The 20,916-nt window shown below is 70.7% G+C and carries 20 protein-coding genes and 1 riboswitch; of the genes, 11 read left to right on the top strand and 9 right to left on the bottom strand.

Features of this window, described 5'->3' with window-relative positions; genetic code table 11:
- Positions 1-3: 3 nt before the first annotated feature.
- The 3 genes from ACCP09_RS09880 to ACCP09_RS09870 all read right to left on the bottom strand — a co-directional run bounded on the left by ACCP09_RS09880 (position 4) and on the right by ACCP09_RS09870 (position 2,437).
- A complete protein-coding gene (locus ACCP09_RS09880) occupies positions 4-771 on the bottom strand; it encodes an ABC transporter permease (RefSeq protein ID WP_433745171.1) in 768 nt (255 codons plus the stop codon).
- A complete protein-coding gene (locus ACCP09_RS09875; protein ID WP_123684838.1) occupies positions 761-1,747 on the bottom strand; it encodes an ATP-binding cassette domain-containing protein in 987 nt (328 codons plus the stop codon). Before ACCP09_RS09875 ends, ACCP09_RS09880 begins: the two co-directional genes overlap by 11 nt.
- Before the next feature lie 84 nt (positions 1,748-1,831).
- Complete coding sequence (locus ACCP09_RS09870) at positions 1,832-2,437, bottom strand: PadR family transcriptional regulator (protein WP_027933993.1); 606 nt, start codon at positions 2,435-2,437, stop codon at positions 1,832-1,834.
- A 62-nt stretch (positions 2,438-2,499) separates the two neighbouring features.
- Between ACCP09_RS09870 and metG the strand changes: the two genes are divergently transcribed.
- The 5 genes from metG (at position 2,500) to ACCP09_RS09845 (ending at position 9,118) form a co-directional block, all read left to right on the top strand.
- Positions 2,500-4,293, top strand: coding sequence for a methionine--tRNA ligase (metG, locus tag ACCP09_RS09865; protein WP_123684839.1), 1,794 nt, complete (start codon positions 2,500-2,502; stop codon positions 4,291-4,293).
- Positions 4,290-5,120, top strand: coding sequence for a TatD family hydrolase (locus ACCP09_RS09860; protein ID WP_433745167.1), 831 nt, complete (start codon positions 4,290-4,292; stop codon positions 5,118-5,120). The genes metG and ACCP09_RS09860 overlap by 4 nt, the downstream gene beginning before the upstream one ends.
- Positions 5,121-5,393: 273 nt before the next feature.
- Entirely contained in the window at positions 5,394-6,794 is a 1,401-nt protein-coding gene (locus tag ACCP09_RS09855; protein WP_378365420.1) for a transglycosylase family protein, read from the top strand.
- Between the two features lie 105 nt (positions 6,795-6,899).
- A complete protein-coding gene (gene rsmA, locus ACCP09_RS09850; RefSeq protein ID WP_433745163.1) occupies positions 6,900-7,760 on the top strand; it encodes a 16S rRNA (adenine(1518)-N(6)/adenine(1519)-N(6))-dimethyltransferase RsmA in 861 nt (286 codons plus the stop codon).
- Between the two features lie 65 nt (positions 7,761-7,825).
- Positions 7,826-7,917, top strand: a riboswitch (SAM riboswitch).
- Positions 7,918-8,104: 187 nt separating this feature from the next.
- Positions 8,105-9,118 (top strand): methionine ABC transporter ATP-binding protein, encoded by a 1,014-nt coding sequence (locus ACCP09_RS09845; RefSeq protein ID WP_027933998.1) that lies wholly within the window; start codon positions 8,105-8,107, stop codon positions 9,116-9,118.
- Positions 9,119-9,165: 47 nt separating this feature from the next.
- Here ACCP09_RS09845 and ACCP09_RS09840 read toward each other — a convergent pair whose 3' ends face one another.
- Entirely contained in the window at positions 9,166-10,581 is a 1,416-nt protein-coding gene (locus tag ACCP09_RS09840) for a DHA2 family efflux MFS transporter permease subunit (RefSeq protein ID WP_433745159.1), read from the bottom strand.
- 143 nt (positions 10,582-10,724) lie between these two features.
- On the opposite strand from ACCP09_RS09840, the gene ACCP09_RS09835 reads away from it, so the two are divergent.
- Genes ACCP09_RS09835 through ACCP09_RS09825 form a run of 3 tightly spaced genes read left to right on the top strand, consistent with a single transcriptional unit; the run spans position 10,725 to position 14,020 of the window.
- Complete coding sequence (locus tag ACCP09_RS09835; RefSeq protein WP_433745156.1) at positions 10,725-11,294, top strand: TetR/AcrR family transcriptional regulator; 570 nt, start codon at positions 10,725-10,727, stop codon at positions 11,292-11,294.
- A gap of 9 nt (positions 11,295-11,303) precedes the next feature.
- Positions 11,304-12,266 (top strand): 4-(cytidine 5'-diphospho)-2-C-methyl-D-erythritol kinase, encoded by a 963-nt coding sequence (locus ACCP09_RS09830; RefSeq protein ID WP_027934001.1) that lies wholly within the window; start codon positions 11,304-11,306, stop codon positions 12,264-12,266.
- Positions 12,266-14,020 carry an ABC-F family ATP-binding cassette domain-containing protein gene (locus ACCP09_RS09825; RefSeq protein WP_123684843.1) on the top strand — a complete coding sequence of 585 codons (1,755 nt, stop codon included), beginning with the start codon at positions 12,266-12,268 and terminating at the stop codon, positions 14,018-14,020. Before ACCP09_RS09830 ends, ACCP09_RS09825 begins: the two co-directional genes overlap by 1 nt.
- A gap of 596 nt (positions 14,021-14,616) precedes the next feature.
- Here the strand turns inward: ACCP09_RS09825 and ACCP09_RS09820 are convergent.
- Positions 14,617-15,246, bottom strand: a complete 630-nt coding sequence (locus tag ACCP09_RS09820) for a TetR/AcrR family transcriptional regulator (protein ID WP_027934003.1) — start codon at positions 15,244-15,246, stop codon at positions 14,617-14,619.
- A gap of 90 nt (positions 15,247-15,336) precedes the next feature.
- Between ACCP09_RS09820 and ACCP09_RS09815 the strand changes: the two genes are divergently transcribed.
- Positions 15,337-15,981: a CatB-related O-acetyltransferase gene (locus ACCP09_RS09815; RefSeq protein WP_433745151.1), complete on the top strand. Its 645-nt coding sequence runs from the start codon at positions 15,337-15,339 to the stop codon at positions 15,979-15,981.
- Positions 15,978-16,607, top strand: coding sequence for a DUF5701 family protein (locus tag ACCP09_RS09810; RefSeq protein WP_433745148.1), 630 nt, complete (start codon positions 15,978-15,980; stop codon positions 16,605-16,607). Before ACCP09_RS09815 ends, ACCP09_RS09810 begins: the two co-directional genes overlap by 4 nt.
- Positions 16,608-16,647: 40 nt before the next feature.
- Here ACCP09_RS09810 and ACCP09_RS09805 read toward each other — a convergent pair whose 3' ends face one another.
- A complete protein-coding gene (locus tag ACCP09_RS09805) occupies positions 16,648-17,016 on the bottom strand; it encodes a YciI family protein (protein ID WP_027934006.1) in 369 nt (122 codons plus the stop codon).
- Between the two features lie 110 nt (positions 17,017-17,126).
- Between ACCP09_RS09805 and ACCP09_RS09800 the strand changes: the two genes are divergently transcribed.
- Positions 17,127-18,815 carry a fatty acyl-AMP ligase gene (locus ACCP09_RS09800; RefSeq protein WP_027934007.1) on the top strand — a complete coding sequence of 563 codons (1,689 nt, stop codon included), beginning with the start codon at positions 17,127-17,129 and terminating at the stop codon, positions 18,813-18,815.
- 171 nt (positions 18,816-18,986) lie between these two features.
- Here the strand turns inward: ACCP09_RS09800 and ACCP09_RS09795 are convergent, their stop codons facing one another.
- The 3 genes from ACCP09_RS09795 to ACCP09_RS09785 form a co-directional block, all read right to left on the bottom strand.
- A complete protein-coding gene (locus ACCP09_RS09795; RefSeq protein WP_400989878.1) occupies positions 18,987-19,346 on the bottom strand; it encodes a DivIVA domain-containing protein in 360 nt (119 codons plus the stop codon).
- A 137-nt stretch (positions 19,347-19,483) separates the two neighbouring features.
- Positions 19,484-20,077 carry an aminoacyl-tRNA hydrolase gene (gene pth, locus ACCP09_RS09790; protein WP_020419429.1) on the bottom strand — a complete coding sequence of 198 codons (594 nt, stop codon included), beginning with the start codon at positions 20,075-20,077 and terminating at the stop codon, positions 19,484-19,486.
- Positions 20,078-20,680, bottom strand: a complete 603-nt coding sequence (locus ACCP09_RS09785) for a 50S ribosomal protein L25/general stress protein Ctc (protein WP_027934010.1) — start codon at positions 20,678-20,680, stop codon at positions 20,078-20,080.
- Between the last annotated feature and the right edge of the window lie 236 nt (positions 20,681-20,916).

Raw genomic sequence — 20,916 nt, 5'->3', positions numbered from 1 at the left:
GCGTCAGGCGTTCTCCTTCTGGAAGGTCCGCGTGCCCCAGAACACCGCCAGGACCGTCATCACCACGAGGATGATCGAGCCGGTCATCAGCGCGTCCATCGTGAGGTCGCCGCGGAAGGTGGCCCGCTCCGCGTCGACGACGTGGGTGAACGGGTTGATCCGCGAGATGGCGTAGAGCCAGTCCGGCGCGAGGATGCTGGTGATCGGCAGCAGGATGCCGGACAGCAGCAGCACCGGCATCAGCACGGCGTTCAGCAGCGCCGGGAGGGCCTGCTCGCTCTTCAGCGTCAGCGCCACCGCGTAGGACGCCGAAGCCAGTGTCGCCGCGACGAGGCCGACGATCACCAGGCTCAGCAGCACCCCGCCGATCGGCGCGTCCAGTCCAAAGGCGACATACGCGAGCACGGTGATCAGCACGGCCTGGATGACCGCCTGGATCACGTTGTTCACGACCTTGCCCAGCAACAGCCCCACCCGGCTGGCCGGCGTCACCCGCAGCCGTTCCAGGACGCCGCTGCGGTAGTCCATCAGCAGCGAGAACCCGGCGAACGACGAGCTGAACAGCGCCAGCTGGATGATCAGCGCCGGTGTCAGGATGGTCCAGCTGGTGCCCGGCGGGAAGCCCGGCGTGCTGCTGACGACCTTTTCCATCAGCGGCCCGAACAGCACCAGGTACAGCACCGGCTGCATGATGCCGATCATCACCCACGCCGGGTTGCGCATGGACAACGTCCAGTCCCGCTTGAAGATCAGCCACGTGTCACGCAACATGGGCGGCCTCCTCGTGGTGCTGGGACTGCTCGGCGTCGCGCAGCGACCGGCCGGTGAGCGTGAGGAACACGTCGTCCAGCGTCGGCCGGTTCACCTGCATTGAGGTCATCGCGATGCCGTCGGCGTCCAGGCGCCGCAACAGTTCGGGCAGCGCGGTGTCCCCGCGCGGCACGCGGAACCGCACCTCGGCTTCACCGGTGGTCACCTCGTGCGCGCCCGCCAGGCGCCCGGCGACCTCGGCCGCGGCGTCCACGAACTCCGGGGCCACGCCGATCGTCACGCCGTCGCCGGACACCCGCGCCTTGAGCGAGTCCGGCGACCCCTCGGCCACGATCTCGCCGTTGTCGATCACCAGGATCCGGTCGCACAGCGAGTCGGCCTCGTCCAGGTAGTGCGTGGTGAGGAACAGCGTCACGCCGTGGTCCGCGCGCAGCCGCCGGATGTGCTCCCAGAGGTTGGCGCGGCTCTGCGGGTCCAGCCCGGTGGTCGGCTCGTCGAAGAAGATCAGCTTCGGGTCGTGGATCAGGCTCAGCGCGATGTCCAGCCGCCGCCGCTGGCCACCGGACAGCGTCTTCGTCAGCCGGTCGTCCAGGCTCACGAGGTCGAGCTGCTCGATCAGCTCCCGGCCCCGCCGCAGCGACTCCTCCTTCGACATCCCGTACAGCCGGCCCTGCAGCTCGATCTCCTCGAGCACCTTCATCTCCGGGGTGACGCCGCCGCCCTGTGCGACGTACCCGATCTGCCTGCGAACGCCGACCGGGTCGGCGAGCAGGTCGCGCCCGGCCACCTGTGCCTCGCCCGCGGTCGGGCGCAGCAGCGTGGTCAGCATTCGCAGCGTCGTGGTCTTGCCTGCGCCGTTCGGGCCGAGGAACCCCACCAGTTCACCCTCGGCGACGTCGATGTCGACGCCCTTCACGGCCTCGACGCTGCGGCCGCGCGCGGTGAACGTCCGCGCGAGACCGCGTGCCTTGATCATGAGAATCCCCCTTGATTCAGTAGTCAAATTTGACTAGTGATGGCGGCCACTCTGCCCCCACTATCGCGCCGTAGTCAAATTTGATTACTTGATCTCGGGAGGAGCGCCGAAGTGGCGCCCCGGGTCGTCGGCCATGACGTACTCGCCGTCCTGCAGGCGCTTGATCAGGCCCCGCAGCCACTCGATGGTCGCCTCGACGTTCGTGCCCCACAGCCGGTACAGCTCGCCGACGTGGTCCGGGTGGCCCCAGTCGGCGCCGCCGTCCAATACGCTCCGGGTGGTCGCGAGCTGGCCCTCCAGCCGCGTCAGCCGGTGCCGCAGGAGGGACAGTGCCCGGTCGCGGGACAGGGCGGGCAGGAAGGTCAGCGCGGCGGCGAAGGCGAACGCGTCCTGCGCCCCGTCGCCCTCGGTCTCCGCGATCATCTGGGCGAGCCGGACCTGGAACTCGGTCTCGCCGTCGTCGGTCAGCCGGTAGGCGACCCGGTCCGGGCCGCGTCCCTCCGGCTCGTCCGGCACCGCCTCCAGCAGGCCTTCGGCCGCCATCTTCTTCAGCGCGTGGTAGATCGACCCGGGCTGGACGTTCGCCCAGCGGTCCGCCGACCAGGTCAGCAGCTCACGCCGCACCTGATAGCCGTGCGCCCGGCCGTACATGCGTACGACGCCCAGCACCAGCAGCCGCGTCGGCGACACCCGACCTCCTTAAGCCTTCCCAGGTAACAATGCACGAGACGGCATCCGTACGCTAAACAGGCATGAGCATCCCTGTGTTGACGGCGGTGGCCTGGCCTTATGCCAACGGGCCCCGTCACATCGGCCACGTCTCCGGCTTCGGCGTCCCGTCGGACGTGTTCTCGCGCTACCAGCGAATGGCCGGCAACCGGGTGCTCATGGTGTCCGGGACCGACGAGCACGGCACGCCGATCACGGTCCAGGCGGACAAGGAGGGCCTCACCTCCCAGCAGACCGCCGACAAGTACACCCGCCAGATCGGCCAGGACCTGCAGGGCCTCGGGCTGACCTACGACCTGTTCACCCGCACCAGCACCGGCAACCACGCCGAGGTCACGCAGCAGATCTTCCTCGCGCTGCACCGCAACGGCTACGTGGTGCCGAAGACCACGACCGGCGCGATCAGCCCGTCCACCGGCCGGACGCTGCCGGACCGCTACATCGAGGGCACCTGCCCGATCTGCGGTTACGACGGCGCGCGCGGCGACCAGTGCGACAACTGCGGCAACCAGCTGGACGCCGCGGAGCTGATCAACCCGAAGTCGCGGATCAACGGTGAGACGCCGAAGTTCGTCGAGACCGAGCACCTGTTCCTCGACCTGCCGGCGTTCACCGAGAGCCTCGGCAAGTGGCTGTCGACGAAGACCGACTGGCGGCCCAACGTCGTCAACTTCACCAAGAACCTGCTCGACGACATGCGGCCCCGCCCGATCACCCGCGACCTGGACTGGGGCGTGAAGATCCCGCTGGACGGCTGGCGCGACCAGCCGCTCAAGCGGTTCTACGTGTGGTTCGACGCGGTGATCGGCTACTTCTCGGCCAGCGTCGAGTGGGCCCGGCGCAGCGGGAACCCGGACGCGTGGCAGGAGTTCTGGACCAACCCGGACGCGCGCGGCTACTACTTCATGGGCAAGGACAACATCACCTTCCACGCCCAGATCTGGCCCGCGCTGCTGCTCGGCCACAACGGGGCCGGGGACAAGGGCGGCCAGGTCGGCCCGTACGGCAAGCTGAACCTGCCGGACGAGATCGTGTCGTCGGAGTTCCTGACCATGAGCGGGTCGAAGTTCTCCACCTCGCGCGGCACGGTCATCTACGTCAATGACTTCCTGCGCGAGTTCGGCCCGGACACCCTGCGCTACTTCATCGCGGTGGCCGGCCCGGAGACCCAGGACACCGACTTCACCTGGGACGAGTTCGTCCGCCGGACCAACTTCGAGCTGGCCAACGAGTGGGGCAACCTGGTCAACCGCTCCATCTCGATGGCGCACAAGAACAACGGCGCGATCCCGGCCCCGGTCAAGCCGGCGCCCGCGGACGAGGAGCTGAAGGCGCTGTCCCGCAAGGCGTTCGAGACCGTCGGCGGGCACCTGCAGCGGTCGCGGTTCAAGCTGGCGGCCACCGAGGCGATGCGGGTCGTGTCCGCGGCCAACCGGTACCTGTCCGACCAGGAGCCGTGGAAGCTCAAGGACGACCCGGAGCGCCGCGACGCGGTGCTGCACACCGCGCTGCAGGTGGTGTCGGACGCGAACACGCTGCTCACCCCGTTCTTGCCGCACTCGGCGCAGAAGGTGCACGAGGCGCTGGGCGGCACCGGCGTGTGGGCCGCGCAGCCGGAGCTGCAGGACGTCGAGGACCTGGACATCCCCGGCCGGATCAACCCGATCCTGACCGGCGACTACGCGGCCGAGCAGGCGCGCTGGGAGTCGATCCCGATCGAGGTCGGCCGCCCGCTGGCCAAGCCGACGCCGCTGTTCGCCAAGCTCGACCCGAAGCTCGGCGAGACCGGTCCGGAGTGGGCTCCGATCGCGCAGTGAGCAAGAAGGAACGGCCACCGGTGCCGGAGCGCCTCCCGGCGCCGGTGGTCGACTCGCACACGCACCTGGACGCCTGCGGTGCGGTCACGGCGGCCGACGTGGCCGAGCTGGCCGACCGCGCCGCGGCGGCCGGGGTGACGAGGATGGTGACCGTCGCCGACGACCTGGACGCCGCCCGCTGGGCCGCGGAAGCGTCCACTTGGGACGAGCGGGTGTGGGCCGCGGTGGCGATCCACCCCACGCGCACCAAGGACTTCGGCGAGCCGGAACAGTCCGAAATAGAGCGTCTGGCGCGTCAGGACCGGGTGGTCGCCGTCGGTGAGACGGGTCTGGACTACTACTGGGACTACTCGCCGCCGGACGCCCAGCAGGAGGCGTTCCGCTGGCACATCGACCTCGCCAAGCGGGTCGGCAAGCCGCTGATGATCCACGACCGGGACGCGCATGAGGACGTGCTGCGGATCCTGGACGAGGAGGGCGCGCCGGAGACCGTGGTGTTCCACTGCTTCTCCGGCGACGAGGACATCGCGCGCCGCTGTGTGGACGCCGGTTACGTGCTGTCGTTCGCCGGCACGGTCACGTTCCGCAACGCCCGGGCGCTGCAGGCCGCGGCGCGGCTCGTGCCGTCCGGGCAGTTCCTCGTCGAGACCGACGCGCCGTTCCTGACGCCGCACCCGTTCCGCGGACGGCCGAACGAGCCGTACTGCACCGCTTATACGGTCGCTTTCCTCGCCGACCTCCGTTCGGAGGGGCTGGAACAGGTCTGTTCGGCGGTGTCGGCGACGGCCGAACGCGTCTTCCGGCTGCCGTCCGTCACAGCGGGTTGAACGGACTGCGACATCCGTGGAAATCAACCATCCACCTGGAGGAGTGACGAACGCCACGACATTCCGCCCGGTGTTTGCGCAACCTCGCGGGGTCCGTTACTGTCCCGTGACCGTGCCGCATGATCGCTCCAACCGGGCGAAGAGCGGGACACCCGGAGTCAAGCCAGTGCAGGTCGGGATCGGGGATGGCGAAGACTTCGGGAGCCGTAGTGCGAAAGGGATCGACCTGCTGTGACTGGTAGTAGATGGGCCGACGCGCGCCCGACTGAGGCGATGGACTGGTTCGAGTCCAGCCGTGGTGGCGCCGTGGGCACCCTCGACTGGCCCGACGCCGACGCGTTCTCGGACGACCTGGCTGTCACCGAGCACGACATCCGCACGGTGCTCGGCAACGACGCGGACGATCTCATGGCCGAGGCCGAGATCGACGTCGACGAGCTGATCCGGCTGATCAACGCCGAGACCACGATGCTCCCGGCCCTCGCCATCCCGGACGCGGCCGCACAGGACCGCACGGCCGCCGTGGAGGCCGAGGAGGAGCCGGAGAAGGCCCTCGTCTCCGCGGTCAAGACCTGGAAGCGGCGGTTCCTCCGCGGCTCGGTCCTGGCCCTCCTGATCAGCCTCACCGGTGGCGGCGCGGCCGCGCTGGCCATGAACAAGAGCGTGACCGTCGACGTCGACGGCCACACGCAGACCGTGCACAGCTTCGGCAAGACGGTCGGCGAGGTCCTCGAGGACGCCGGTCTCACCGTCGGTGAGCACGACGCGCTGTCCCCCTCGCCGCAGGCGCCGGTCGGTGACGGTGGCGTCATCAAGCTGGAGCGCGGCCGCAAGCTGAACCTGGTCGTCGACGGGGTCGCCCGCGAGTCCTGGGTTCGCGCGACGAGCCTGCAGGAAGCCATCACGCAGCTGGGCCTGAGCGGCCAGTTCGGCCCGGGCACCGCGTTCTCGATGCCGCTGGACGCGGAGCTGCCCCTCGACGGCGCGACCGTCGAGGTCAAGACCCTCAAGGACATCACCGTCTACGACGGCGACGCCGCCCCGCGCCAGATCAGCACCACCGCGATCACCGCGGAGGAGTTCCTGGCGGAGCAGGGCATGTCGCTCGGCCCGGACGACGAGATCGAGGGCGGCCTGGCCCTCAAGCTGACCAACGGCGCCGAGGTGCACATCTCGCGCACCGGGGTCACCGTGATCAACCAGGAAGAGGACATCGATCCTCCGGTCCAGGAGATCAAGGACGCGACGCTCGACGCGGGCGACGAGGTCGTCCAGGACCCGGGCACCGCGGGCAAGAAGCTGGTGACCTACCGGATCACCAAGCGCAACGGCAAGGAGACCGCCCGCGAGGAGCTCTCGACGAAGGTGATCGTCGAGGCCAAGCCGAAGATCGTCCGGGTCGGCACGAAGCAGCCGGTGATCAGCGACAGCGCCATCTGGGACGCGATCGCGAAGTGCGAGTCCGGCGGCAACTGGTCGATCAACACGGGCAACGGCTACTACGGCGGCCTGCAGTTCAACAAGAGCACGTGGGACGCCTACGGCGGCGACCAGTACGCGGCCTACCCGCACCAGGCCACCCGTGAGCAGCAGATCGCGGTGGCGACCAAGGTGCGCGACGACCGCGGCGGCTACGGCGCCTGGCCCGTCTGTGGCGCCAAGGCCACCAGCTGACCCCCACAGCACACACATCATGACCCCGGCCTGCGGCCGGGGTCATCTTCTTTTCCGGGTCACCTTCCACAAGTGCGGTACTCGCGGGCCAGTAGCATTCCCGGCGTGACCGCACTGCTCGGACCAGCCGAGATCCGTGGCTTGGCCGCCGAGCTGGACGTCCGTCCCACGAAGAAGCTCGGCCAGAACTTCGTGCACGACCCGAACACGGTCCGCCGCATCGTCGACCTCTCCGGAGTGGGCGACGGCGACCACGTCCTGGAAGTCGGTCCCGGCCTCGGCTCCCTGACCCTCGGCCTCCTGGACTCGGGCGCACAGGTCACCGCCGTCGAAATCGACCCGGTCCTCGGCGAGCGCCTGCCGGCCACGATCACCGAGCGCGCCCCCGAGGCCGCCGCCCGGTTCACCGTGCACATCCAGGACGCCCTCAAGCTCCAGCGGGCGGACCTGGCGCAGGAGCCCACGCACCTCGTGGCCAACCTGCCCTACAACGTCGCCGTCCCGGTGGTCCTGCACCTGCTCGCCGAGCTGCCGTCGCTGGCGCACGGCCTGGTGATGGTGCAGACGGAGGTCGCCGACCGGATGGCCGCGGGCCCCGGCAGCCGCATCTACGGCGTCCCGAGCGTGAAGCTCGCCTGGTACGGCCCGGCCCGCAAGGTCGCGCCCGTGCCGCGCGCGGTGTTCTGGCCGGTGCCGAACGTCGACTCCGCGCTCGTCGGCTTCGAGCGCGCCGCGGAACCGGTGTCGGACGCGGACCGGGACGAGGTCTTCGCCGTCGTCGACGCCGCCTTCGCCCAGCGTCGCAAGACCCTGCGCGCCGCGTTGTCGTCGTGGGCGGGCTCGGGGGAGAAGGCCGAGGCGATCCTCCGCGCGGCCGGCGTCGACCCTCGCGCGCGGGGCGAGCAACTGGGGGTAAGGGACTTCGCCAAGATCGCCAAGAGCAAGTCCTTACCACCGTTTGTGTGATCTCGCACCCTGATCCGGACCAGGGACTTGCCAAGAAGATGTGAAGTCCGTTCTACTCTTTGAGGTATCCATCCCGAGCGGCTGAGAGACCTGGCTCGCCGAAGCCGCAGCAACCACCCCACCCGGGCGCAGGTGCTAACGCCAGGACCGATGGAGGATTCCTGTGTACCGCACGATGCTCACGAGGCGCCGCGTCGTCGACGAATGTCGTCGCACGGTCTGCGCGTGTCGTCGCTGACCGCTTTCCCTTCACCACCATTTCCTGATTTCGCCTGACCGTCCTCTGTAGACGGTCTACTTGGTGTGCGGTCGGCGCGTTCGCGCCCGTTGTGCTGGAGCCATTCGTGATCACTGTCGAAAACCTGACCAAGTCCTTCCCCGGTGCCGCCAAGCCCGTCCACGCCCTGCGGGACGTGAGCGTCGAGGTGCCCGCCGGCGCCCTGTTCGGCGTCGTCGGCCCGGCCGGCTCCGGCAAGTCCACCCTGACCCGGTGCATCGCCCTGCAGGAGAAGCCCGACCGCGGCGTGGTGCGGCTGGACGGCCTGAACACCACCGGTCTCGACGGGCGGAAGCTGCGCGAGGTGCGCCGCCAGGTCGCGGTGCTGGACGCGCAGCCGGTGCTGCACGCCGAGCGCACCGTGGCGGGCAACGTCGCGGCCCCGCTGGAGCAGCTCGGCCTGGAGGGCCCGCAGCGGCGCAGCCGCGTCGGCCGCCTGCTCGACCTGGCCGGCCTGACCCAGCGCGCCGCGCTGCGCCCGAGTGAACTCACCCCGGGCCAGCGCCGCCGCGTCGCGCTCGCCCGGTCGCTGGCCGCGGGCCCGGCCGTGCTGCTCGCCGACGACCCGACCGCCGGTGTCGGCGCCGAGGAGACCGGCGCGGTGCTGACCGTCCTCGACCGCGCCCGCGCGGAGCTGGGCGTGACGGTGCTGCTGACCACCCAGGACGGTGCCGCGGTGCGGCGCGTCTGCGACGGGGTCGCGGTGCTGGAGGACGGGCGGCTCGTCGAGCAGGGCACCGTCCTGGAGTTGCTGGCGAACCCGGCCAGCAAGGTCGCGCAGAGCCTGCTGCCCCCGATCGACACGCCGCGCAGCCAGTCGTCGAGCTACGACCGGTCCGTCGACGTGGTGCTGATCGGCTTCGCGGCCGTCGGCGCGCTGCTGCCCGAGGCCTCCGCCCGGTTCGAGGTCGAGCTCGCCACCATCGGCGGCGGCCTCACCCGCGTCGGGGACACCCCGGTGGCCCGGTTCCGGGTCGGAGTCAACGGCAGCCAGGCCGACGCGGCGCTGGCGTGGATCGCCGACCGCGGCGCGCACGTCGTGCACCCGAAGGAAGGCCCGAAGAGCGTCGTCGCGGCCTGACCAGGCGCGAGAGGAGGGGCGTCCCGGCCGGGGCGCCCCTCCTCGTCTCACTTCCCCCGGACCAGGACCCCGACCGCGATCGCGCCCGCGGCCACGATCGCCGCGGCCCAGCCGTTCGCCACCGCGTAGCCGTGCACGGTCGCCGCGGGCAGGGCCAGCCCGGCGACCGAGGCGGTCGCGCTCGCGGCGATCGTGTTCAGCGACGCCGTGCCGATCGACGCGCCGACCTGCTGGGACGTCGTGATGAACGCCGACGCCACCCCGGCGTCCTTCGGCTCCACCCCGGCGGTCGCGATGTTCATGACCGTAGGCATCGCCAGTCCGGCGCCTGCGCCCATCACCAGTTCCACCGGCAGGACCAGGCCCCAGTAGGACGTGTCGACCGACAGCTGGGTCAGCCCGGCGAGCCCGGCGGCCATCAGCAGGAGCCCGATGACCAGCAGCGGGCGCGGCCCGGTCCGCGGGATCAGCCGCCGGGTCAGCAGCGTCGAGACCGTGACGTTGCCCAGCAGGAACGGCAGGAACGCCAGGCCGGCGCCGAGCGCGCCGAAGCCCATGATCGCCTGCAGCTGGTAGGTGAGGAACAGGAACATCCCGAACATCCCGAACGCCGCGACGGCGATGGTCAGGAAGCCCGACGAGCGGGCGCGGTCGGCCAGGATGTGCAGCGGCAGCAGCGGGTTCCGGACCCGGGCCTGCCGGAACACGAACCCGGCCAGCAGCACGACCGCCGCGATCAGCGTGCCGAGCACCACGGGCGACCCCCAGCCGCGGGTCGCCGCCTCGGAGAATCCGTAGACGAGCCCGGCGATCCCCGCGCTGCCGAGCACTCCGCTGAGCCAGTCGAGCCGCGTCTCGCGGTGACCACGCACGTTCGGCAGCACGAACCAGCCCGCGATCGCGGCGGCGATCGCGATCGGCAGGTTCACGTAGAGGCACCAGCGCCAGGACGCGTACTCGGCCAGCGCGCCACCGGCAACCAGGCCGACCGCGCCGCCGGACATCATGATGGCGCTGAAGATCCCGAACGCCTTCGCCCGTTCCTTCGCCTCGGTGAAGGTGATGGTCAGCAGCGAGAGCGTGGACGGCGCCAGCAGCGCGGCGAAGACCCCCTGGGCCGCGCGGGCGCCGATGAGCAGGCCTGGACCGGCGGCCATCCCGCCGAGCGCGGACGCGGCGGCGAACCCGAGCGCGCCCACGATGAGCGTGTTCTTGCGGCCCAGCCGGTCGGCCAGCCGCCCGCCGAGCAGCAGCAGGCCACCGAAGGCCAGCGTGTAGGCGGTGATCGCCCACTGGCGGGCCACGTCGGACATGCCGAGGTCGGCCTGCGCGGTGGGCAGCGCGATGTTGACGATGGTGGTGTCGATGATGACCAGAAGCTGGGCGAGCCCGACGACCGCGAGCGCCCACCACTTTCTCGAGTCGGCCGGTGCCGTCACCGGCGCCGGAGTGGTTGTCGTCATGGTGGAAACCCCCTGGTGGAGAACTGGGTTAGACTGAGAGCAAGCATTACTAGTCGGCCGACAAGTAATGGCGCTGTGGACAGGCTAGGCCTATTGCTAGCCGGGCGTCAAGCAAGTTTGAGAGTTCCTCAGGAAGGACGGTCATGGCGGGGCGGCGGACCGACACGCGCGAGCGCATCCAGCAGATCGCGCTGGACCTGTTCGTCGAGCAGGGCTACGAGAAGACGTCGTTGCGGGAGATCGCGGAGGCGCTCGGCGTGACCAAAGCCGCGCTCTACTACCACTTCCGCACGAAGGAAGACATCGTCCACAGCCTGATCGAGGACATCGGCGCCTCGCTCGACGAGATCATCGAGTGGGCGCGGGCCCAGGACGACCCCGCGCAGACCCGCGAGGAGCTGCTGCGCAGGCTCTCCGACCTGATCCAGGGCCGGTTCGGCCCGATCATGCGGTTCATGCAGGACAACCAGCCCGCGCTTAAGGACCTGCACGCCGGGCACGTGCTCGCCGCGCGGCTGAAGGGCCTGTTCACGTTCCTCGTCCCCGCTGACGCCAGCGCGGAGGACAAGTTGCGCTCCCGGCTCGCGCTGGTCGCGCTGATGGCCGGCAACAACCCGCAGTTCCTGGATGAGAACCCGAGCAAGGAGTCGGCCGACGTGGCGCTGCGCGTCGCACTGGAGCTTGCCTCTCCGCGCTCTCCGGCGGGCACGTAGGCTTGACTGGTGCTCGCCGTCGTACCGCCACCTGTCACCGTCAGGGTGCCTTCGAAGATCAACCTGCACCTGTCGGTCGGCGACCTGCGCCCGGACGGTTTCCACGACCTGACGACCGTCTTCCACGCGCTTTCGCTGACCGACGAGGTCACCGTCGCGCTGGCCGAGGAGCCGGGTGTCGAGGTCTATGGCGAAGGTGAGCAGGTCGTGCCCACCGGCGCCAGCAACCTCGCGTGGCGTGCGGTCGAGGCGCTGGCAGCGCACGTCGGCAAGACCGACGGGGCCGCGAACGTCCGGGTGGTCCTCCGCAAGGGGATCCCCGTCGCGGGTGGAATGGCGGGCGGCAGCGCCGACGCCGCCGGCACGCTGGTCGCCCTCGCCGCGCTGTGGAAGCTGGACATCGGGCGCGACGAGCTCGCCGGGATCGCCGCGAAGCTCGGTTCGGACGTGCCGTTCGGGCTCTATGGCGGCACCGCGCTGGGCACTGGCCGCGGCGAGCAGCTGGTGCCGGTCCTGTCGCGGCACACCTTCCACTGGGTGCTCGCGTTCGACCAGCGCGGGTTGTCCACGGAGCGCGTCTACAAGGAACTCGACCGGCTCCGCGAGACCGGCAACCCGCCGCGCGTCGGCTCGCACGCGCCGGTCGTCGAGGCGCTGGCCTCCGGCGACCCGCGCCAGCTGGCCCTGCTGCTCGGCAACGACCTGCAGGCCGCCGCGGTGTCCCTGCGGCCCGGCCTGCGCCGCACGCTGCGCGCCGGGGTGAACGCCGGCGCGCTGGCCGGCACCGTGTCCGGTTCCGGCCCGACGTGCGCGTTCCTGTGCGCCGACGCGGAGTCCGCGCTCGAGGTCGCGGCCGAGCTGGCCGGGGCCGGGGTGTGCCGGACGGTCCGGGTCGCGCACGGCCCGGTGCCGGGCGCGCGGCTCGTCGGCGGCGACGAACACCGGCCCACTCCTCCGCAGGTGCACGCGTAGTGGCTAACTTGATCAACCTCGAGGCGGTCTCCAAGTCCTTCGGGGTCCGCCCCCTGCTGGACAACGTCTCCCTCGGCGTCGGCGAAGGTGAGCGCATCGGCGTCGTCGGTCTCAACGGCGGTGGCAAGACCACATTGCTGGAGGTCCTCTCCGGACTCGCCGAGCCGGATTCCGGCCGGGTGAGCCAGGTCCGCGGGCTGCGGCTCGCGGTCGTCACCCAGCGCACCGAGCTGGCCGAGGGCAGCACGATCCGCGACGCCGTGCTCGCCGGTTTCGACGCCGAGCACGAGTGGGCGGCCGACGCCCGGGTCCGGTCCATTGTGGAGGGGCTCGGGATCACCGGGCTGGGGCTGGACAACCCGACCGCGACACTGTCCGGTGGGGAGCGTCGCCGGGTCGCGCTGGCCGCCGCGCTGATCGGCGACCTGGACCTGCTGGTGCTCGACGAGCCGACCAACCACCTCGACGTCGAAGGCGTGCGCTGGCTCGCCGACCACCTGCTGGCGCGGCGGTCCGCGCTCGTGGTCGTCACCCACGACCGGTGGTTCCTGGACACGGTGTGCGGGCGGACCTGGGAGGTCGCCGACGGCCGGGTCGAGCAGTACGAGGGCGGGTACGCGGACTGGATCTTCGCGCGCGCCGAGCGGGCGCGGCTCGCGGCGTCGATGGAGGAGAAGCGGCGCAACCTCGCGCGCAAGGAGCTGGCCTGGCTGCAGCGCGGCGCGAAGGCGCGCACGTCGAAGCCGCGGTACCGGATCGAGGCGGCCGAGGCGCTGATCGCTGACGTGCCGGAGCCGCGCGACACGGCGGAGTTGATGTCGTTCGCGAAGCGGCGGCTCGGCAAGACCGTGCTGGAGCTGGAGGACGTGACCCTCAAGGCCGGTGACAAGACGGTCGTCGAGGGTCTTACCTGGCGGATCGGTCCCGGTGACCGGTTCGGGCTGGTCGGCGTGAACGGGTCGGGCAAGACGACGCTGCTGAAGCTGCTGGCCGGGGAGCGCGAGCCGGTCGCGGGGCGGCGGATCCAGGGCAAGACGGTGCGGCTCGCGCACCTGTCGCAGGAGCTGGACGAGCTGCCGGGGCAGTTGCGGGTGCTGGAGGCCGTCGAGGAGGTCTCGGCGCGGGTCGTGCTGGGCAAGCAGGAGCTGTCGGCGTCGCAGCTGGCGGAGAAGCTCGGGTTCCCGCCGGCGCGGCAGTGGACGCCGGTGGAGGACCTGTCCGGCGGCGAGCGGCGGCGGCTGCAGCTGGCCCGGTTGCTGATGGCCGAGCCGAACGTGCTGCTGCTCGACGAGCCCACGAACGACCTGGACATCGACACCCTGCAGCAGCTGGAAGATCTGCTGGACTCCTGGCCGGGCACGATGGTCGTGGTCTCGCACGACCGCTACCTGGTGGAACGCGTGACGGACGCGGTGTACGCCCTGTTCGGCGACGGCCGGATCACGCACCTGCCCGGTGGCATCGACGAGTACCTGGCGCGTCGTGCGTCCGCCCGTGCGTCGGTGTCGGCGCCGAAGCCTGCGCAGAAGACGTCCAGCGCGGCGGAGTTCCGGGCGGCACAGAAGGAACTGTCCCGGTTGGAGCGACGGCTGGACCAGCTGCACGCGCGGGAGACGAAGCTGCACGAGCAGCTCGCCGAGCACGCCACCGAGCCGGACAAGCTGGTCGAGCTGAACACGGAGCTGAAGACGGTGCGCGCGGAGATCGAGGACGTCGAGGCGCGCTGGCTGGAAACCTCCGAACTGGTGGAGTAATTCGCGGCGCCGGCTGCTGCCGGCGCGCCGTGCGCTGCTCCGCGTGCCGGATCGCCGTCGCTGCCGAGCTGGCCGTTGCGGGTGGCGTGCTGCTGCGGGCGCGGTGTGCGCCAATCCGCGCGCTAGATGGCCGCCGCCCGGGGAGTTGGCCGCGCCGGGGCCGTTCTTGCCATCCCAGGGACCGGGTTTATCACCCCCCGGGCACTGTCTTGGTCGCGGCGGGCACTGGGTTCGCCGCTGTGGGCGGCGTGTTTTGCCGTTGCGGGCACCGTCGTGGCTGTTCCCGGTGCGCACGCACCTTGTGCGCCAGCTCCGTGCGCCGTAGTGGCCGCAGCCGCTGGGGAGGTGGCCGTTGCGGGTGGCGTGCTGCTGCGGGCGCGCGGTGTGCACCACCCCGCGAGCTAGATGGCCGCCGCCGGGGAGTCGGCCGCGCCGTGGCTGCGCGTTTGCCGCCCAGGCGCCATATGTGCCGCCTTAGGGACCGCGTTGCCGCCCCGGCGGTGTGCTGGCCGTCGGGGATGCGCGGCTGCCAAGCCGGCCCACCTCGCGTGCCGTGGTTCCTGGCTTCCGTTGCCCCGGGGCGGCCGGGTCGCCGGTCAGGCGCGGGCGTAGCCCCCGAGTGAGGGTTCCAGCAGGGCGAACGCCTGCTCCGCCTCCGGACCCACCACGGCGGCGATCTCCGGGTTGTCCCGGCCCGCCAGTGTCAGCTCCTGGATGCGCGCGAACAACACCCGGTGCACCCCACCGAGAACCGCCGCCGCCGCGCGGGGGGTGATGTCGCCGGGCTCGGCGTCGGTCGCGGCGGCGAGGGCGGCGGCCAGTGCCTCCTCGCGCTGGTCGTGCAGGCCGCGCAGGCACACCGACAGCGTCGGGCTGTCCGCGATCATCCGGCTGAACTCCGGGCCGGCGAACCCCGCCACCGGGTCCTGCCGCTCGACCGCGTCCAGGAAGTCCCGGCGCAGCGCGGACAGCGCCGACTCACCCGGCTCGCGAGCCGCGACCGTGCGGGCCAGGCTCGCGACGAACTGGTCCTGGTGGTCGAACGCCAGGTCCTCCTTGCGCGGGAAGTAGTTGGTCACGGTCTTCTTGGCGACCCGGGCGGCCTCCGCGATCTCCGCGATCGTCGTCTGCTCGAAACCCTTCGCCATGAAGAGCCGGGTCGCCTGGTCGGAGATCAACTGCCGCGTCTCTTGCTTCTTGGCCTCGCGGAGGCCGGTGACGGTCATGAGCGAATCTTACCCTCGTCCTACTTTTACGTTGACAACCAGGCTATGCTCAGGATAAGTTTACGTCGGTCGTAAGTTTACTCCTGTGAGGTGTTCGTGCCAGACCCCACCGTGCTCCACCCACTCACCGAGCACCCGCGCGTGGTGTTCCTTAAACCGCTGGTCACCGATCCGCGCATCCAGGTCGGCGAGTTCACCTACTACGACGACCCGGACGCCGCCACCGAGTTCGAGACCCGCAACGTCCTCTACGCCTACGGGCCGGAGAAGCTGATCATCGGCAAGTACTGCGCGATCGCCTCCGGCACGCGGTTCCTGATGGCTGGGGCGGAACACCCGACGATGGGGGTGTCGACCTACCCGTTCACGATGTTCGGCGGCGCGTGGGCGGAGTCCACACTGGACCTCGTCACGAACATGCCCAGCCGGGGCGACACGGTGGTGGGCAACGACGTCTGGTTCGGCTACGGCGCGACCGTCATGCCCGGCATGACGATCGGCAACGGCGCGATCATCGCCGCGGGCGCGGTCGTCACCGCCGACGTGCCGCCGTACACGATCGTCGGCGGCAACCCGGCCCGGCCGATCCGCGCTCGCTACGAGCCGGAGGACGTCGAACGGCTCGAACGCGCCGCCTGGTGGGACTGGCCGGTCGAGCTGGTCACCCGGCACGTGCGAACGATCATGTCCGGCACGCCCGCCGACATCGCCGCGATCAAGGAGGTGCCGGCTTGACGTTGAACGTGACAGCCGAATTCGACCGTCAGCTCGCGAACCTGGTGGACCGCGGCTACCCGGCCCTCGCCGGGCTCGACGAGGACGGCTTCCGGGCCATGGTCGAGCCGCTGCGCGCCGTAGCCCGCGCGGGCGACCTCGACCCGGAGGCGGGCCGCGTGCCGTTCCTGCTGGTCGTGACCCGGAAGGTCGCGTCGATCGAGGAGACGATGCCGCGCACCACGCTGTATCGCGGAAAGCTGCCCGGGTTCGTCGACCACTCCTTCGAACCCGGATCGCTCGACCGCTTCGTGTCCACGGTGGACCTGCCCGCCCCGGACGCCTACCTGCTGTTCGACGTCGAGCGCGGCGAGGAGTTCTGCGGCGCCGTCCCGAACGACGCGATGGAGGTGATCGCGGGCCGGGGCCGCACCCTGCTCACGATCGAGGAGGGCATCGCCCTGATCACGCACTTCCCGGAGCTGCTGGTCAAGAACAAGTGCTTCTCGCTGGGCGGTTCGCGCTGCGGCGACCGGCGCGTGCCGGCGATCTGGATCAGCAAGCGGGCGCCGAAGCTCGGCTGGTGCTGGCAGGGCAACCCGCACACGTGGCTGGGCATGGCCTCGGCCGTATCCCGCGCGGGGTGACCGCCGGTGCCGGGCGGGCAGCCCCGCCCGGCACCGGGTCTCACATCTCCGTGCCCGCCGAGAACATGACCGGCCGGACCTCGATGCCGAGGCCGTCGACCTTCGCATCCGGGATCATCGCGGCCAGTTCCAGGGCGCGTTCCCGGCTTTCGACGTCCACCAGGTAGTAGCCGCCGAGGTACTCCTTCGCCTCCAGGTACGGGCCGTCGGTCACCACGGGCGCGCCGTCCCGCACCCGCACGACCGCGCTGTTCGACGGGTCGGCCAGCGCGGTCGTGCCGATGAACTCGCCGGACTCGCGGATGGCGTCCATGAACGGTCCGTGCCCGCTCATGATCGCGTTGCGCTCCTCCTCCGTGAGCGACTCCCACACGGCGGGGTTCATGTGCATGATCAGCAAGTACTTCACAGGGTGCCTCCTCAAGGGCTGTCTTACCAGGAGGTCGGAGCCCGGGGGCGGGTTTCGACACCGCCGCCGGGACGATCCGGGGAACTTCGTCGCCGGATAAGGTGAGCGCCATGAGTCGGTTCGTGGAGACGCTCGTCCGCACCGCTGCGGAGGGTGGTCAGTTGCGTGGCATGGTCACCGGGGAGCCGAAGGAGCCGGTCCGCCGGACCTGGGCCGAAGTCCACGAGCAGGCGCGGCGGATGGCAGGCGCGCTCGTCGCCGGCGGGCTGGAGCCGGGCAGCGCCGTCGCCGTCCTGGCCGGGGCGCCTGCCCTGATCGCGCCGACGGTGCAGGCGGTGTGGCTCGCCGGGGGCAGCGTGACGATGCTGCACCAGCCCACCCCGCGCACCGACCTCGCGCTGTGGGCCGAGGACACCGTCAAGGTGCTGGGCATGATCGACGCGAAGCTGGTCGTGCTCGGCGAGCCGTTCGACGCGCTCGCGCCGGTGCTCACCGAGCACAACATCGGGTTCCGGATGATCACCGACCTGTTCGACGGCGAGCCGATCGCCGAGCCGGTGGCGCGCGGCGAGGACGACCTGGCGCTGCTGCAGCTCACCAGCGGCTCGACCGCCGACCCGAAGGCCGTGCGGATCACCCACGGCAACCTCTACACCAACGTCAAGGCCATGGTGGAGCGGGCGGAGTTCGACTTCGCGAAGGACATCATGGTGTCCTGGCTGCCCACCTTCCACGACATGGGGATGGTCGGGTTCCTGACCGTGCCGATGACGTTCGGCGTGGAGCTGATCAAGATCACCCCGGCCGAGTTCCTCACCGGGCCGCTGATCTGGCCCGAGCTGATCAGCAAGTACCGCGCCACCACCACCGCGGCGCCGAACTTCGCCTACGCCATCGTCGGCAAGCGGCTGCAGCGCGTGGAGGACGAAAACGCTTACGACCTGTCCACGCTGCGGATCGCGCTGAACGGCGCCGAGCCGATCGACGAGTCGGCCGTGCAGGCGTTCGTGGACGGCGGCGCCCGGTTCAAGATGCCCGCGGAGTGCGTGTTCCCGGCGTACGGCATGGCCGAGGCGACGCTCGCGGTGTCGTTCGCGCCGCTGTTCACCGGCCTGACGCTGGACGTCATCGAGGCCGACGCGCTCGAGGCGGACAACCGCGCGGTGCCGGTGCCCGACGGCGACCCCCGGCGCGGGACCGAGGAGGTCCGCTCGTTCGCCGTGCTGGGCCGCCCGCTGGACGGGCTGGAGGCGCGGATCGTCGACGACTCCGGAAAGGTGCTCGGCGACCGGGAGGTCGGGGAGATCCAGCTGACCGGCCCGGCCGTGACGCCCGGTTACCTGACGATGGAGGGCCCGAAGCCGACGCAGGACGACGAGGGCTGGCTCGCGACCGGCGACCTCGGGTACCTGGTCGACGGCCAGATCGTGATCTGCGGGCGCCGCAAGGACGTCATCATCATGGGCGGCCGCAACATCTACCCGACGGACATCGAGCGCGCCGCGACCTCCGTGGAGGGGGTGCGGGCAGGCAACGCGGTGGCCGTGCGGATCGACGCGGGGACGCGGCGGGAGCGGTTCGCGGTGGTGCTGGAGTCCAAGCTGGCCGGCGACGCCGAGGCCGAGCGGCGGCTGCAGAAGGAGGTCGCGGCCCGGGTGCGGGACGCGGTGGACGCCCGGCCGTACGCGGTGGTCGTCCTGCCTGCCGGCAGCCTGCCCAAGACGCCGTCCGGCAAGGTCAAACGCGCCGCGACGGCGGTCCAGTACGCCGACGCGATCGCGAAGAACGCGGCCTCCTGACCGCGGCGAGCGCACTCCCACCTGCGGAGTTCATTTGCTGGGGTGTGAGGTTCGCGGGGCCGGGCGGGGCTCGTGCGCGGGCGCGGAACTTGCTGGGCGCGGGGCTCGCAGGGGGTGCGCGAGCCCCACGTTCCAGGGAGTGTGGTCTGCGCTCAGGCGCGAGTTCGGCGGTTACTCCGTGAGGGTCACCTTGGGGATCTCGGCCGGGTCGCCTTCCGCGCGCGGCGCGGTCGCCTGCGTGACCGTCCGGGCCTCGGGCACCGGGTAGGGGCGGCCGCCGCGGCGGGCGAACTCGTCTTCGACCTGGTCGAGGAACTCGTCGACCTCGCGCTCGTCGTAGCCCCGCTTGCCGAGCAGGGGCTTGCTGAACATGACGTGGTGCACCTCGGCGGCCGTCAGGTCGTCCTCGCCCACCAGGGTCTTGGCGATGCGCTCGACGAACTCGTCGACCTCGTGCTTGGCGTACCCGCGCCGGCCGATGGGGGCGTTACCGAACTCGACTCGATAAACGTCTTCGGCGGAAAGGGACATGTGGAGTGCTCCAGTTCAGCGTGGACGGGACAACTTCCCTAATCCCGTCCTAGCCGCCGGATCAAACCTCCGGAAGAGCATTTGTGCCCCTGGAACTCCATGGAGCGGTGAGAGGAACACCTGTGGGTGACCGATGGTCACCCAGCGTGGAAGTCGTTCTGGGCCGCTGTCAGCCCTTTGCCGATCAGCGCTTCGACGGCGTCCGCGCACCGGTCCAGCTCCAGCGGGAGGTCCTTGCGCTCGACCGTGGAGAAGTCCTTGAGCACGAAATCGGCGGGGTCCATCCGGCCAGGGGGCCGCCCGATGCCGAACCGCACGCGGTAGTAGTCACGCGTGCCGAGGGACTTGCTGATGGACCGCAGCCCGTTGTGGCCGCCTTCGCCGCCGCCGAGCTTGAGCTTCAGCCCGCCGAACGGCACGTCCAGCTCGTCGTGCACGACGACGACGCCGCTCGGGTCGACCTTGTAGAACTTCGCCGCGCCCGCGACCGGGCCGCCGGAGACGTTCATGAACGACCGCGGCTTGACCAGCACGACGCGACGCCCGGCGAGACGCCCTTCCAGGACCTCACCGCCGGACTTGTGGGTCTTGAACTTGCCGCCGACGCGGGCGGCGAGCTCGTCGAGCACCATGAAACCCACGTTGTGCCGGTTGCCGGCGTAACGCGGGCCGGGATTGCCGAGGCCGACGAGCAGAACCAGCTCGCCGGCCCCGGGAACGTCCGAACTCACTTACTCGGCGGGGCTCTCGGCCGGCTCCTCGCCGGTCTCCTCGGCGGGCTCCGCGGAGGTGGCCTGCGCCTCGTTCACGGCGACGACCAGGCTCTCCGGGTCGGTCAGCAGGACCGCGCCGGCGGGCAGGGTGACCTGCGAGGCGAGGATCTGGGTGCCGGCCTCGGCGCCCTCGATGGACACCTCGAACTGCTCCGGGATGTGCAGCGCCTCGACCTCGATCGACAGGGTGTCGATCTCCTGCACCTGCAGGGTGCCCGGGGCCGGCTCGCCGGTCAGCACGACCGGGACGTCCACGGTGACCTTCTCGCCGCGCTGGACGACCAGCAGGTCGACGTGCTCGATGTAGTTCTTGATCGGGTGCACGGTGACCGTCTTGGTCAGGGCCAGCTCGGTGTCGCCGTTGAGGCTGAGGGTGAGGACCGCGTTGCTGCCGTTCTCACGGATGACGCGGGCGAACTCCAGAGCGGGCAGGGCCAGGTGGCGGGGGTCGGTACCGTGGCCGTACAGCACGGCGGGAACCTTGCCGGCGCGACGGGTGCGGCGCGCGGCGCCCTTGCCGAACTCGGTGCGGGGCTCGGCGGACAGACGTACCTCGGACACGGTGTAGCACTCCTTCAAACAATTTTGCGTGGCGGCGCAGATGGCGGGTGGTCGCATCGGCGGCGAGTTCCACGGACATGCTCGAGCAGCGGACCTCAAGCCGCCGCGTCGATCACGTCGGGCACCGGGTGCAGCATGGAGCCCGCCTCGCCGAGACAACCTGTTCAGTGTAATCGGCCGAAACCACAAGAGACACGTGGGGTCCAACCCCACCGGAGCTGGGTGGTCATCCCGTC

This window comes from Amycolatopsis sp. 3B14, assembly GCF_050958625.1.
GTDB lineage: Bacteria > Actinomycetota > Actinomycetes > Mycobacteriales > Pseudonocardiaceae > Amycolatopsis_E > Amycolatopsis_E thermoflava.
The sequence above is the reverse complement of the archived record's forward strand: the minus strand, read 5'-3'. Positions and strand labels throughout refer to the sequence as shown.